At 70.7% G+C, this 12,624-nt stretch carries 12 protein-coding genes and 1 pseudogene; 7 read left to right on the top strand and 6 right to left on the bottom strand.

Annotated features, from left to right (window positions below):
• Positions 1 to 58: 58 nt before the first annotated feature.
• Both ssuE and ADL01_RS47785 read right to left on the bottom strand, forming a co-directional pair.
• Entirely contained in the window at positions 59 to 613 is a 555-nt protein-coding gene (gene ssuE, locus ADL01_RS17495; RefSeq protein ID WP_053742934.1) for an NADPH-dependent FMN reductase, read from the bottom strand.
• Between the two features lie 265 nt (positions 614 to 878).
• Positions 879 to 956 carry a putative leader peptide gene (locus ADL01_RS47785; protein ID WP_352346049.1) on the bottom strand — a complete coding sequence of 26 codons (78 nt, stop codon included), beginning with the start codon at positions 954 to 956 and terminating at the stop codon, positions 879 to 881.
• Positions 957 to 1,209: 253 nt separating this feature from the next.
• On the opposite strand from ADL01_RS47785, the gene ADL01_RS17490 reads away from it, so the two are divergent.
• From ADL01_RS17490 to ADL01_RS17480, 3 genes are all read left to right on the top strand, one after another.
• Complete coding sequence (locus ADL01_RS17490) at positions 1,210 to 1,650, top strand: SPW repeat protein (protein WP_053742933.1); 441 nt, start codon at positions 1,210 to 1,212, stop codon at positions 1,648 to 1,650.
• 125 nt (positions 1,651 to 1,775) lie between these two features.
• Positions 1,776 to 2,060 (top strand): GlsB/YeaQ/YmgE family stress response membrane protein, encoded by a 285-nt coding sequence (locus ADL01_RS17485; RefSeq protein ID WP_053742932.1) that lies wholly within the window; start codon positions 1,776 to 1,778, stop codon positions 2,058 to 2,060.
• Between the two features lie 171 nt (positions 2,061 to 2,231).
• Positions 2,232 to 3,113, top strand: coding sequence for a GNAT family N-acetyltransferase (locus ADL01_RS17480; RefSeq protein WP_078960584.1), 882 nt, complete (start codon positions 2,232 to 2,234; stop codon positions 3,111 to 3,113).
• Positions 3,114 to 3,167: 54 nt separating this feature from the next.
• Here the strand turns inward: ADL01_RS17480 and ADL01_RS17475 are convergent, their stop codons facing one another.
• A complete protein-coding gene (locus ADL01_RS17475) occupies positions 3,168 to 3,944 on the bottom strand; it encodes a GNAT family N-acetyltransferase (protein ID WP_053742930.1) in 777 nt (258 codons plus the stop codon).
• A 118-nt stretch (positions 3,945 to 4,062) separates the two neighbouring features.
• Between ADL01_RS17475 and ADL01_RS42095 the strand changes: the two are divergent.
• Positions 4,063 to 4,342 (top strand): annotated as a pseudogene (locus ADL01_RS42095) (hypothetical protein).
• A gap of 19 nt (positions 4,343 to 4,361) precedes the next feature.
• Here ADL01_RS42095 and ADL01_RS17470 read toward each other — a convergent pair.
• On the bottom strand, positions 4,362 to 5,249 hold the full coding sequence (locus ADL01_RS17470; protein ID WP_053742929.1) for a GNAT family N-acetyltransferase: 888 nt from the start codon (positions 5,247 to 5,249) through the stop codon (positions 4,362 to 4,364).
• A 195-nt stretch (positions 5,250 to 5,444) separates the two neighbouring features.
• Between ADL01_RS17470 and ADL01_RS17465 the strand changes: the two genes are divergently transcribed.
• Positions 5,445 to 7,037 (top strand): alpha/beta hydrolase, encoded by a 1,593-nt coding sequence (locus ADL01_RS17465; protein ID WP_053742928.1) that lies wholly within the window; start codon positions 5,445 to 5,447, stop codon positions 7,035 to 7,037.
• Positions 7,038 to 7,122: 85 nt separating this feature from the next.
• Here ADL01_RS17465 and ADL01_RS17460 read toward each other — a convergent pair whose 3' ends face one another.
• Positions 7,123 to 7,563: an SsgA family sporulation/cell division regulator gene (locus ADL01_RS17460; RefSeq protein WP_053742927.1), complete on the bottom strand. Its 441-nt coding sequence runs from the start codon at positions 7,561 to 7,563 to the stop codon at positions 7,123 to 7,125.
• A gap of 484 nt (positions 7,564 to 8,047) precedes the next feature.
• Between ADL01_RS17460 and ADL01_RS17455 the strand changes: the two genes are divergently transcribed.
• Positions 8,048 to 9,469 (top strand): PP2C family protein-serine/threonine phosphatase, encoded by a 1,422-nt coding sequence (locus ADL01_RS17455; RefSeq protein ID WP_053742926.1) that lies wholly within the window; start codon positions 8,048 to 8,050, stop codon positions 9,467 to 9,469.
• Positions 9,470 to 9,525: 56 nt separating this feature from the next.
• On the opposite strand, the gene ADL01_RS17450 is transcribed toward ADL01_RS17455, so the two are convergent.
• Entirely contained in the window at positions 9,526 to 11,022 is a 1,497-nt protein-coding gene (locus ADL01_RS17450; RefSeq protein WP_053742925.1) for a hypothetical protein, read from the bottom strand.
• 245 nt (positions 11,023 to 11,267) lie between these two features.
• Here ADL01_RS17450 and ADL01_RS17445 point away from each other — a divergent pair, with 245 nt between their 5' ends.
• Positions 11,268 to 12,419: an aminoglycoside phosphotransferase family protein gene (locus ADL01_RS17445; RefSeq protein ID WP_053742924.1), complete on the top strand. Its 1,152-nt coding sequence runs from the start codon at positions 11,268 to 11,270 to the stop codon at positions 12,417 to 12,419.
• Positions 12,420 to 12,624: the final 205 nt, after the last annotated feature.

Below are 12,624 nucleotides of genomic sequence, written 5' to 3'. Positions count from 1 at the left end.
ATGCCGGTTCGAGTTGCGCGAGTTGCGCGAGTTGAGGGGCGTTGTGGGGCGCTGCGGGTCAGACCGCTACGGCGAGGAGCGGCGGGCGACCGAGCGCCGCCGAGAACTGGCCGAGGACCTGGGTGAGCGCCTCGGCGGTGGCCGGGGCGACGGAGACGGTGCCGTCCTCGTGCGCGGTGATGTCCGTGTCGAGGGTGAACCAGCCCTGGACGATGTGCGCGGCGCCCATGGAGGTGAGGACCGGGCGCAGCGCGTAGTCGATGGCCAGGACGTGCGCGGTGCTGCCGCCCGTGGCGAGCGGCAGCACGGTCTTGCCGGCGAGCGCGTACTGCGGGAGCAGGTCGAGGAGCGCCTTGAGGACACCGGAGTAGGACGCCTTGTAGACCGGGGTGCCCACCACGACACCGTCGGCGCGCGCGAACAGTTCGATGGCCTCGACGATCGCCGGATGCCTGAAGTCGGCCCCGAGGAGGGCCTCGGCGGGGATGGTGCGTACGTCGAGCGGGATCACCTCGTGCCCCTGGGCGGCCAGACGGGCGTCCAGGTGACGCAGGAGCTTTCCGGTGCGGGAGGAGACGGAGGGACTGCCGGAGACGGACAGGACGGTGGCCATGGGAACTTCCTTCTGAAGCTTTCCGGGGGCCGGCCGCTGTGCTCGGCGGGCGCCCCGGGTGCGCGGGAGGTCCAGAACGCCGGTCGGCGAACGGGACGGACGTCAGGCGCTGACCACCACGGACCACGGCGACACGTTCCGCGGGCATGCGGAACTCGTGTCGCGGAATGCGTTCTCGGGCACGCCGAGTCCCGTCCGGAGTGAACTCCGGGGCAGGCTCAGGCAGTTACGCAAATGTGCGGTGCGCGGCGGATCAGGACGGGGATCAGGCCGCGGGGCGACAGGAGGCACTGGAGACGCGCGCGAGGTCGACGTGTCGTCGCCGCGTGAGGTCCAGTCGCATCTTCATGTCGTCGATCGTGACAGCCGCCGAAGACGACAGTCAAGGAATACCCGCGCGATCTCGCATCCCGGACCCCTGGTACCGGCCCGGAGAGTGACGACGACCCGGCCGCCGGAACGCACCGTGCCGAGCCGATCACCCGGCATCACCGGACTGCACATAAGGGAAAAATAAGAGCACACTATAGGTGAGCGGCATAAACCGCAGACCGCATCAGACGCGGTCAGGCCTGCACAGCCGAAGGAGACGAGTCATGGCCAATGTCTCGCACACCAGCGGTGACATACACAGCCACCCTGATGTATCCGAGATGCGGGCACGGTACGCCCGTATGCTCGGCGGTCGCGATGTGGCGCTCGTGGACGGACCGGTGTTCCTCGTCGGTCTGTACTGCGCGGCATCCCCCTGGATCCTCCACTACACGACAAGCCAGCCTCCGCTCGTGACGCACAATCTGATCATGGGCATCGCGATCGGCGTGCTGGCCCTCGGGTTCACCAACACTCCGGAACGCATGTACGGCCTCAGCGGAGCCCTGTGCGCGATGGGCGTCTGGATGATCGTCTCGCCGTGGATCGTCGGCGACAGCCCTGACGTGGGTGTCGTGCTGAACAACATCATCATCGGCGCCCTGGCCCTGCTCCTGGGGCTGGTCAGCGCGGGCGCGACAGCGCGAGCAAATCACCGGATGTAGCCGGATGCAGAGGGAAGCGGTCCGGTCCTTGGAGGGGACCGGACCCACTCCTGGGTGCGGCGGACTGTCCCGGGCCACAGCGGGCACAAGGAGGACATAGGCAAACACCGGCAAGAGGGGCGGAAATGACGATCTCGAGCATTATCGGTGCCATCATCATCGGCACCGTCATCGGCATACTGGGCCGGCTCGTCGTCCCGGGGCGCCAGCGCATCGGCATCCTCTGGACGATCGCCGTCGGCATCGTGGCCGCGCTCATCGGTTCGGCGATCGCCGCCGGGCTCGACGTGGCCGACACGGACGGCATCGACTGGGTCGAGTGGCTCATCCAGATCGGGCTCGCCGCCGTCGGTGTGGCCATGCTGGACCGGGCAAAGGCACCGCGACGCACGCACAGCAGGCGCCGGTGAGCATCCGAGGCCTGGGTCAGCACGCTTGACAGGCCTCCGGGACATCGAATTTCCGTTGCGGGCGGTGGGTCACCGAAGTTAGCTTCGGCGGTTCACCGCCCGCGCCGTCGTTCCGGCGCGACGCGGCCGCCGTACCGTCCGGTGCGGCTCTCCCACCGTCACGGAGTCCCCTTGCGCCCGCGCATCACCGCACTGACCGATCCCGAACCTGGCGCGTCGAGCCGCCGTCTCGCCTGGCTGGCCGCCGGTTCGGACGGTATGCCGCTCGGTTCCGCCTTCCTGCGCCTGTTCACCAGGGAGGGGCAGGAGCATCTCGCCGAGCTGGAGGTCTGTGTCCATCACGCGGAGCGCCGGCAGGGGGTCGGCACCCGGCTCCTGGAGGCCGCCGTCGCCGCGGCCCGCAGTGACGGACGGCGGTCGGTCGTGGCGCAGGCGGCGGAGGACTCCCCCGGCGACCGCTTCCTGGCGAAGCGGGGTTTTCGCCGGGTGCTGGCACTGACGTACGCCCGGCTGGTGCTGGCCGAAGCGGACCTCGCGGAGATCACCCGGCTCGCCGAACTCCCGCATCCCGGCTACCGGTTGACAGCCTGGGAGGGGGCCGTGCCGCCCGGTCTGGCGCGCTCCTACGCCGACTCGCGGCGCGCCATGGACGACATGCCTATGGAGGACACCGACTTCGGCACGGTGGTGTGGGACGTCGACCGAGTCCTGGCGGCGGCCGCGGCGGTCGCGGGGCGCGGCGACCTGCTGTACACCGTGGCCGCCCTGGACATGACGGACGGTTCGGTTGTCGGCTTCTCCGAGCTGGTGGTGCCGGGCGACGGCCGGGGCGACGCACAGCACTACGGCACGGCCGTGCTCCCCGAACACCGCGGACACGGCCTCGGCCGCTGGATGAAGGCCGAGTCGATCCGCCGCGCCCGCGAACGCCACGCCGGACTCACCGGGCTGCTCACCGACACCGCGAGCAGCAACGCGCCGATGCTCGGCATCAACGACGAGCTGGGGTACGTCCCCACACATCGGGCGGTGGAGTACCAGCTCGGACTGTGACGCGGAGGGCGCCCGGCACTCCGGCCGTCGTGGGTGAGGACGGACCGCCGCAGTTCAGGGTTGGTAGATGTACGGCGTCGTCGTGGTGAGCGGTTCGAAGCCGAGGCGTTCCAGGATGGGCCTGCTCTGATGGGAGGCGTCGACCTGGAGGTAGCGGTAGCCGCGCTTCACCGCGTCGCGGGCGCGGTGGGCGACCAGAGCGCGGTAGATGCCCTTTCCGCGCCAGGCCTCGACGGTGCCGCCGCCCCACAGCCCAGCGAACCGGGTGCCGGGTACGAGTTCCATGCGGGCGGCGCTCACCGGCTCGTCGCCGGCCAGCGCCACGACGGCCGTGATCGTGTGCGGGTCGTCGGTGAGCCGGGCCAGCAGTTGGTGCCGCATCCGGGAGCTGTCGGTGCCGAACGCCTTCTCGTGCACGTCCGCCACGAGCTCGACGCCGGTCCGGTCGGTCACCGGGACGAGGCGGATGCCCTCCGGCGGCTCGGTCTCGAAGGTCAGATTGGCGACCTCGCCGATCATCAGCGTCTCCTCGGGTTCGGGCGTGAACCCCGCCGCGCGCAGTCGTTGCCCGAGGTCGACGGGGAGGTCGTGACCGTAGAGCTTCCACTCGAACTTACGTCCGAGGGCGCTGTAGTGGCGGATCTGCTCGGCGATCGCCTCGTCGGCCCCCGCCTCGTCGAGGTCGGACCAGACGACCCCGTTCCACCCCTGGGCGTCCGCGACCTGGCGTACCACGCCCCCCACACGTTCGATCCGGGCGCCCGGCCCGTCGGGCTGCGCCCCTTCGCGCATGTCCCGGTCGTAAAGTGCGAGCACCCCAACATGATCCATGCCGTTACTCCAGCACCCCGACCGGGCAAGCGCAACGGTATTCGCATCCCTGATACGTCACGTTCAAGACATTCGCACATGCGAAGCGTCATTGCACCTCGATGAGGCCCGGTCAGTCATGGCGAAGAGCGACGAGCTGCCCTGCCTGCGCCTTCGCGTGGAACTGGCCGCCGAGGCCCTGTCGACCAGCGACGAGCCGTCCGGTTCCGTGCTGGTGGGCGAGGACGGCGCGGTGCCGGCGGAGGGACGAGTTGGGCGTGCCCACGCCCCCGGTACGGACCCTGCCGGTCAACGAGGTCGCACCCGGCGTATCCGTCGAGGGACCGGTGCCGGAACTGGCTGAACAAGTACGCGACCTGCACCGCCGGTTCGACACCGAGGTGCCCCAACAGCGCTGATCCCTGCTGGCGTTCGCCGCTACCCGAGTTCGAGCGTGGTCAGTCCGAAGACGCGCTCCCGCGCGAACTCCCGCACCGGGCCCGTGTACATGCGTGCCGTCTCGAAGGACGGCGCGAAGCCGGCCTCCTCCACCATCGCGACGGCAGCCGTGTTCGTCTCGGGGACGTCGATCGCGACCTCCGCCCCCGCCGCCTCCGTCAGCGCGGCGAACAGCGCCCGGGCGTCGTCGGCGGTGTCGGCGAACAGCGGGCCGATGCGGGACGCGTCCCGGCCGGGGCGCACGACTCCGTAGCCGGTGACGGCCCGGTGCGCCGAGCCGTCGGCTCCGGCTTCGCGCACGAAGGCCCGATGGCCGGGGCCCGTCAGCCAGTACTCCAGGAAACGGGGCCGGTCGGCGGGGGTGCAGCCGGCGTCGTACACCGTGATCGCCGCCAGATCCTCCGGCCGCAGGGGACGTACGCGCGCCGGGGCTGCGGCGGCGGGGGCGGTTCCGGTGAACCGGACGGTGCGGTGCGCGGGTCCGAAGCCGGAGCGGCGGTAGTTGTCCTGCTGGGCCACCACGCCGTCGAGGCCGACGGTACGGGTGCCGGCGTGGGCCAGCGCGGTCTTCCAGGTGGTGATCCCGTAGCCGCGCCCGCGCACATCGGGACGGACGAGATAGAAGCCCAGAAAGGCGTACGCGTCCCCGTAGTTGACGACCGAGATCGCCGAGACCGGTTCCCCGCCCACCCTGCCGACGAAGAACCCCTCGGGGTCCTGGGCGAAGAACCCGGCGCTGTCCGACAGTCCCGGGTTCCAGCCCTCGTCGGCCGCCCAGCCGGTGACCACCGTCCAGTCCTCGGGTGTGGCCCGGGTGACGACGAGATCTCCGGGAGTCGCGGAGAGCGGGCCGGCGGAAGAGGTCATGGAGGGTCTCCGTTCCGTTCAGTGGGGGGTGTGGGGGATTCGGGCCCATCCGACCATGGATCCGGAAGGGGCCGCGACCGTCCGAGGCGGCCCGCGCATGGTTTCCGGCCGCCGGGAGGCGAGGCGCTGTGAGCCCGCCTATCGTGTTCGAGGGCGCCGTCCCGGTCCACAGCCGGGTCCGCCCCTGGAGGCATCATGCGGTCCGCGTATTCGCGCCGGGCGCTCGCCTCGGCCGCGACCCTCGCCCTGCTGGGAACGGGTGTGCCGACGGTGGCCACGGCACAAGACCAGCCCGGCCTGTCCCGTTTCTACCACCAGAAGATCAAGTGGTCGGCCTGCGCCGCCGAGACGGCGATGGACGACCTGCCCACGGACGACCTCCAGTGCGGCAAGGTCACCGTCCCCCTCGACTACGCGAAGCCCGGCGGCGGCACGCTCGACCTGGCGATGGCCCGCTACCGGGCGACCGGCAGGTCCCGGGGTTCCGTGGTGCTCAACTTCGGCGGCCCCGGTGGCGCGGGGGTCAGTCAACTCGCCTATGACGGCAAGAACTTCATGGACCTGACCAACGGCTACGACGTCGTCACCTTCGACCCGCGCGGCGTCGGCAGGTCCTCCCCCGTCAGCTGCGGCGAGGACACGGACACCGAGCCGACCGGCAGCGAGGTCACGGGCGATCCGCGTGCCGTCCTCGAGCGGCTGCGCGGGATAGCCCGGGCCTGCGTACGGCACTCCGGGCCCGTCCTGCGCCACATCGGCACCGTCGACGCCTCCCGCGACCTCGACGTGATGCGTCAGGCCCTCGGCGACAAGAAGCTCAACTACCTCGGATTCTCGTACGGCACCCGGCTCGGAGCGGTGTACGCGGCCCAATTCCCCCAAAAGGTGGGCCGGTTCGTCCTCGACGGCGTCGACACCCTCACCGAGTCGCTCGCCGAACAGGGTCTCGCGGGCGCCGTCGGGCAGCAGACCGCCCTGGAGGCCTTCCTCACCTGGTGCGTGACGGACATCGCCTGCCCGTTCGGACAGGACGCGCGCATCGCCCGCGAACGGGTCGTCGAACTGGTCGGCTCGCTCGACAGGGACCCGCTGCCGACCGACCACGGTGACAGCTTCTCCGGCCAGGACCTCGTGGGCGCCATTGGCCAAGGGCTCTACAGCAAAGAGATGTGGCCGACGCTGGAACGAGCCCTCGCCGCGGTGGCGGCCGGTGATGTGGAGGAGGCCCTGGGGTTCGGCGGCGGAGGCGCCGTCGTCCCCGCCCTCCCGCGCCAGAACCCGCTTCGGCGCAATCCCTCTCCGGACTCCGACGGCGGGCTCGTCGACGAGGTCGACGTCCCCCTGGACAACCTTCCGGCCGCTCTGATGGCGATCAACTGCGCGGACGACCCCGACCGGCCCACCGCGGCCCGGATCACCAAGGATCTCACCGCCCTGCGCGCCACGTACGAGAAGGCGTCCCCGGTGTTCGGCCGCTACCGTCTCACCGAGGTCCTGACCTGCTACGGCCGCCCCAAGGGCACGGAATTCATCCGCACCGGGGTGCGGGACCTCGACGCGCCGAAGATGCTTCTGGTGGGCACGCGGGGCGACCCGGCCACGCCGTACCGCTGGGCCACGGAGACGGCCGAGCGGCTGGGCTCGTCGGCTGTCGTCCTGGACAACAAGGGCGAGGGCCACACCGGGTACTCGTCCTCGAAGTGCGTCCACCGGACGGTCGACGCGTTCCTGCTGTACGGCTCGCTCCCGGCCGACGGCAGTTCCTGCGGCGCGGACGACGCCGACTGACGCCGCGCGCCCCGGCCACTGCGGATGCCTGACATGCCTGGCGCCCGAAGCGGCCTCCTCCCGTCGTCGCCGGGTGCTGCCGGCCTCACTGCTCCCTGCCCTCGCTGCCCGCCGACGGGGCGCCGAGGAGGGCGGACAGGCCGCGGTCCACCGCGTCGCCGAGATCCTCCTTCCCGGCCGCCACGACGGCGAACGTGCGGAGCAGGAAGCGCCTCAGGGCCGGTGTGTCGAACTGGAGCAGGGCCAGGCCGTGCGGCGAGTGGAGTTCCAGGACCGTGCGCGCGGGCCCGCAGGGCCAGATGTGCACGTCGCCGCCCCCGGCGGCCTGTCGAATGCCCTCGTCCAGCAGACTCCGGGCGAAGGTCCAGCTCACGCTCTCGCCGTCGAGGGCGACCTCCGCCGGGAAGTCGATGTGCACGGCCAGCGGGTCGGTCGAGACGTAGCGGAGCGTGGCGCGGACGGGGAGCTCCTGCTCCTCCGAGGTGATCAGACGTGCGCGCGCGGGCTGTTCGAGGGTGACATCCATGGCAGTCTCCGCTTCGGTTCGGGCCGACGATGGTGATGTCGACGCGTTGTGCCGACGTGGTGTTACGACCCCGAAATGGCCGCTCCGATTACGCGGAATCCGCAGCTTTTAATGTGAGCTGCATCACTAACGCGCGCGGTTTTCCGTCGGGATCTCGGACCGTTGGGCGATTCGGGGGCAACCTGACGATGCGCCCGGCAGCGCAATGCCACGCATCGCACAAAAGGCCTTCGAACACGCGCCTGAATGAGTTGCCACTCAGTCCCATCGGTCCACCAAGTCGCGTACCCCGCCTACGACTTGATACCCCGAACGCGTACCGTTTTCGCATCAGGAAAACCGGCCGAGAAGACAGTGGCATATACCAGAAGCACCACCGCATCGTGTGTTGCCAAATCCCTTACAGGGCCTCGCGGGCTGTGCCACAGTCGTAACCGGTCCTTCCGTCAGCCTTGGTCGTACCGTCCCTTCATCGGAGTGCGTCATGCCGCCCCATCTCTCCGCGGATCACCCAGCCGCCCAGCCGCCCGCGCGCGGCTCGGTCGACGCGCTCATCACGCAGGCCCGACAGCTCAAAGGCGACGTCGACGCCGTGCGCCGGGACGCGCCGGCCGACGGATCGGACCCGCAGGAACGCTGGCAGCGCGCACTGTACGACCTGGCGCTCCATCAACTAAGCGCACTCGACGGCCACTTGGCGCAGTTGCGGGACGGACCAGAGCCCCTGCCCGAGGCTCCCGCCGACCGCACCGTGCCGACCGCTCCCCGGGACGGCTCACTGCTCAGCCGGGTAGGCAGCGCGGAGTGGAATCTCCTTACGGACAAGGCCAGTTGGTCCGGTGAGCTGTACGAGATCCTCGGCCGGGACCCCGCCGGGGACCCGCTCACACTCGACGAGCTGCCCTCCCTGGTCCTCGACGAGGACCGGCCGAGGCTCACCACGATGGTCACGGACTGCCTGATCGACGCCAAGCCCATCGACGGCGAGTTCCGCGTCCTGCGGCCCGACGGCGACGTACGCACCGTGCACATGATGGGCGAGCCCGTGCTCGACGCCGACGGCGGCACCGCCTCCATGTGGGCCGTGCTGCGGGACGTCAGCGAACTGCGCCGCAGCCAGCGGACGGTGAGCGAGACCCAGGACTCACTGCAGCGCCACCGGCACCACGCGCAGTCCGAGCGCCGACTGGCGGTCGAGCTGCAGGAAGCCGTACTGCCGCCGTGGCGTGGCTCCCTGCGACTTCCGCACCAGGGAGCCGAGGCCCTGGACCTGGCCGCCCACTACCTCCCTTCGTCGACGAGCGCGCTGATCGGCGGCGACTGGTTCGACGCCCTCGAACTGTCCGACGGCGACACGCTGTTGAGCGTCGGCGACCTCACCGGACACGGCGTGACCGTGACGTCGGGCATGGCGATGCTGCTGGGCGCGCTGCGCGGCATGGCCGTGGCGGGCACGCAACCCGGGCAACTCATGGCCTGGCTCAACCAGTTACTCGACGCCTCCGTCCAGCCGGCCCTGGCAGGCGCGGTCTGCTGCCGCTACCGGCCCGAGACCCGCACCCTCACCTGGGCCCAGGCAGGACATCCCGCCCCGCTGCTGTTCCGCGACGGGACGGGACGCGTGCTGAACCCACCGGACGGCGTGCTGCTCGGCGCGACCTCCGGCGCCGTCTACGGGCAGGCCGAGGAGACCCTCGAACCCGGTGACGTCCTCCTCCTGCACACCGAAGGACTGGTGCCCGGACTCCGGGAAGGCACCACGGCCGCGCACCGCCTGCTCGAACTGGCCCCGCGCTTCGGCGAGGCCCGGACCGCGCAGGAATGTGTACGGGCGGTGGTGGAGGAGTTCGGTGAGACCGAGCGCGAGGACGACGCCTGCGTACTGATCGCCAGGGTGGCGCGGTAACGCCAAGGCAAGGCGCTACCAGGCAGGGCGCCGCACGTGCCTGTACCCGAAGTGGCCTATACCCGCGTGGTGTTGCCGCCCCTCCCTTTCGTCTGCTTCGGCAGGGACAGCTTGATCTCCTCGCGGAGTTCGTTGATCTTCGGGTAGCTGGAGTACTGGGCGGTGAGCCGGTACATCTCGCGCAGCCGGTCCCAGGTGCGACGGGACGAGTTCGCGCCCATCGACACCAGGGCCAACCGCGCGTACCCGGCCGCCTGTTCGGGGTCGTCGGCGATGAAGCAGGCGGAGGCCATGGACAGGAAGTCGAAGATCTTCGACCGCTCCCGGCCGTCGACCCTCAGTTCCAGGGCCTTCTGCGCGTAGTACTGGGCGTGCACGGCCGCGGCCGGCTCGTGCTCGGCCAGGGTGCGGTAGGCCAGGGCCTGCATGCCGTACAGGTCCTCCGCCTTGAACATCTGCATCCAGCTCGGCGGCGGCACATCACCCTTGTCGGAGACGAAGAGGTCCTCCGCCTGCCCCAGGGTGCGGCGCATCGCCTGGCCGCGCCCCATCGACGCCTGCGCCCAGGCCTCGACGGTGTGCAGCATCGCCTGGGTACGGGGCAGGGTCTCCTCGCCCGAGCCGGAGTTGGCGAGCTTCATGAGGTCGAGCGCGTCGTCGGGCCGGCCCAGGTGCACCATCTGACGGGCCGCCCGGGAGAGCGCCTCCCCGGCGCGCGGCCGGTCGCCGCCCTCTCGGGCCGCGTGGGCCGCGATGACGAAGTACTTCTGGGCCGTGGGTTCCAGGCCGACGTCGTGCGACATCCAGCCCGCCAGGACGGCGAGGTTGGCGGCGACGCCCCACAGGCGCCGCTGGATGGGTTCGGGGTGCCGGTAGGCGAGCATGCCGCCCACCTCGTTGAGCTGACCCACCACCGCCTTGCGCTGGAGTCCGCCGCCGCGAGCGGCGTCCCACTTCCGGAACACCTCGACCGCGGTTTCCAGGTCTTCGATCTCCTGCCACCCGATGGGGGCGGCCTCGTACCGGTCGAAACCGGTGGGATCGGCGTGCAGGGGGTCGTCGAGGACGGGTGCGTCGGCGGAGAGAGTCGGGTCGGTGTGCAGCCAGTCGTGCATGGCACTGCTGAGTGCGGAGCCTGCGGTGAGCGCGACACCCGCGCCCACCAAGCCGCGTCGGTTGAGCATGAGGTCCATTCCCGTGAATTCGGTGAGGACCGCGGCAGTCCGTTCGGGCGCCCACGGCACGCCGTCGGGAGACTCCACGCTCCCGCCGCCCTGCCGTTTCCCCACACGCCCGTGCCGGACCAGACCTAAGTCCTCGATGGTCACGACACGGCCGAGACGCTCGGTGAACAGGGCAGCCAGTACGCGCGGCACCGGATCGCGCGGGATCTCTCCCGTGTCGATCCACCGCCGCACCCGCGAGGTGTCGGTCGCCAGCTGGGGGTGGCCCATGGCCGCCGCCTGCCGGTTGACCAGCCGCGCGAGTTCGCCTTTGGACCAGCCGGCCAGGCCGAACAGGTCCGTCAGACGAGTGTTGGGTTGTCCGCTCACGTCAAGCCCCCAGGTTCTCGGCTGAGTTGACAGTAACCGTCTGTCAGTTGCTGAGCGACTATTCGCCAGGGTTCGCCAGGGTGCGCCAGATGGTGTGCCACTGGGCAATGGGTGTCAGGTAGGAAAGCGCCACCCCGACCCGGTCGCCGTCCTGATACAGGCAGGTGCACTCCCCAGGGTGCACCCGGGAGGCCGGGTCGGGTGGCGCATGACCGTCGCAGGCACACGAAGGGATCTGTTCTCCCATGTACGCAGCATCGTCCTCCGTGTCCGCCCCTCCCCGGCTGCTGCACCCCCGCCCGGGTGGCAGCGGCCCCTATCTCGACCCCTCACGTCCGGCGAACCCGGCCCTCGGTGCGGGGGCCGGTGCCGGCCGGGCCCGGCGGCTGCCGGGGATCGGCACCCAGCCGCTCAGCGGGAGACTCGACCTGTCCGGACCTCAGGGCGCCCAGCTGCGCACGGCGATCGCGTCGGTGCACCGGATCTGCCCGGAGTTCGCTCCGGTGCAGGTGCTGCGCCGCAGCGGACGCTCCGTGCTCCTGGTCGGGACGACAGGGCGCAGCACGGCCGTCGCGAAGTGTTTACTGGACCACTCGCCGGCGTGGGCCGAACGCATCCGGCACGAAATAGCCGCGTACCGCTCGTTCGTCCGGCATCGTCCGCCTGTGCGGGTGCCCCGGTTGATCGCGGCGGACCCGGACAACTGCACCCTGGTCATCGAGCGGATGCCGGGCCGGGTCGCGGCCCTGCAGCGGCACCCGACCGAGGCGCCACCGCGTGCCGACATCAGGGCGGCGCTCGGCGCGATCTGCCGGCTCAACAGCTGGCGTCCGCCGGCGGGCACGTTCGACGCTCCGCTGGACTACGCGGCACGTATCTCCCGGTACCACGAGCTGGGGCTGCTCACCGACCGGGACATGGGCGATCTGCAGAAGCTGGTGCACGGCATCGCGCACTCGGCGGGCCGTCAGGGCATGGGCCAGTTCTGCCACGGCGACGCACTCCTGTCCAACATCCTCCTCTCACCGGCCGGTCCAGTGCTGGTGGACTGGGAGCATGCGGGCTGGTATCTGCCGGGGTACGACCTGGCGACGCTGTGGGCGGTCCTCGGTGACGCGCCGGTGGCCCGGCGACAGATCAGCCAGCTCGCGCAGTCGGCGGGTCCGGCGGCACGGGACGCCTTCCTGGTGAACCTGATGCTGGTACTGACGCGCGAGATCCGTACGTACGAGCTGGCGGTGCAGCGTTCGATGCGCGAGACGGCCCCGGCGGCACCGGGTCCGGCCGGGCCGGGTGCGGCGCCGTCCGGTGAGGAACAGCGGTTGCTGCTGAGGCGGCTGCACGACGACTGCCAGCTGGCCCGCCGGGCCGTGCGCGCGGCGGTCGGCACTCGCTGACGGGGGACGTGGGCCCGCGACGCGCCTGGACATGGGCGCGTCGCGGGCCTTCGCCATGCCCGCGAACCGGGTCGCCACGAAACTTCCCGTACCCCTGGTGACATGGGAAGTATTCGGTCTGTGGGCATGATTGACGGGCCGTCGGATGTCCGAGCCACTAAGGTGCGTACCGGCCCCGCACGTCCGCCGCTCCCCCACACCCGCC

The sequence above is a fragment of the Streptomyces sp. NRRL WC-3618 genome (assembly GCF_001280005.1).
Taxonomy (GTDB): domain Bacteria; phylum Actinomycetota; class Actinomycetes; order Streptomycetales; family Streptomycetaceae; genus Streptomyces.
This window is presented reverse-complemented; position numbering and strand designations above follow the sequence as displayed.

What these genes read in the sequence shown, in the direction of transcription:
- ADL01_RS17470 (WP_053742929.1), bottom strand. Translation starts at nt 5,249, where the DNA reads ATGACCTCTTCCGCCGGCCCGCTCTCCGCGACTCCCGGAGATCTCGTC.
- ADL01_RS47785 (WP_352346049.1), bottom strand. Translation starts at nt 956, where the DNA reads ATGCGACTGGACCTCACGCGGCGACGACACGTCGACCTCGCGCGCGTC.
- ADL01_RS17490 (WP_053742933.1), top strand. Translation starts at nt 1,210, where the DNA reads ATGGCCAATGTCTCGCACACCAGCGGTGACATACACAGCCACCCTGAT.
- ADL01_RS17445 (WP_053742924.1), top strand. Translation starts at nt 11,268, where the DNA reads ATGTACGCAGCATCGTCCTCCGTGTCCGCCCCTCCCCGGCTGCTGCAC.
- ADL01_RS17460 (WP_053742927.1), bottom strand. Translation starts at nt 7,563, where the DNA reads ATGGATGTCACCCTCGAACAGCCCGCGCGCGCACGTCTGATCACCTCG.
- ADL01_RS17455 (WP_053742926.1), top strand. Translation starts at nt 8,048, where the DNA reads ATGCCGCCCCATCTCTCCGCGGATCACCCAGCCGCCCAGCCGCCCGCG.
- ADL01_RS17475 (WP_053742930.1), bottom strand. Translation starts at nt 3,944, where the DNA reads ATGGATCATGTTGGGGTGCTCGCACTTTACGACCGGGACATGCGCGAA.
- ADL01_RS17465 (WP_053742928.1), top strand. Translation starts at nt 5,445, where the DNA reads ATGCGGTCCGCGTATTCGCGCCGGGCGCTCGCCTCGGCCGCGACCCTC.
- ssuE (WP_053742934.1), bottom strand. Translation starts at nt 613, where the DNA reads ATGGCCACCGTCCTGTCCGTCTCCGGCAGTCCCTCCGTCTCCTCCCGC.
- ADL01_RS17485 (WP_053742932.1), top strand. Translation starts at nt 1,776, where the DNA reads ATGACGATCTCGAGCATTATCGGTGCCATCATCATCGGCACCGTCATC.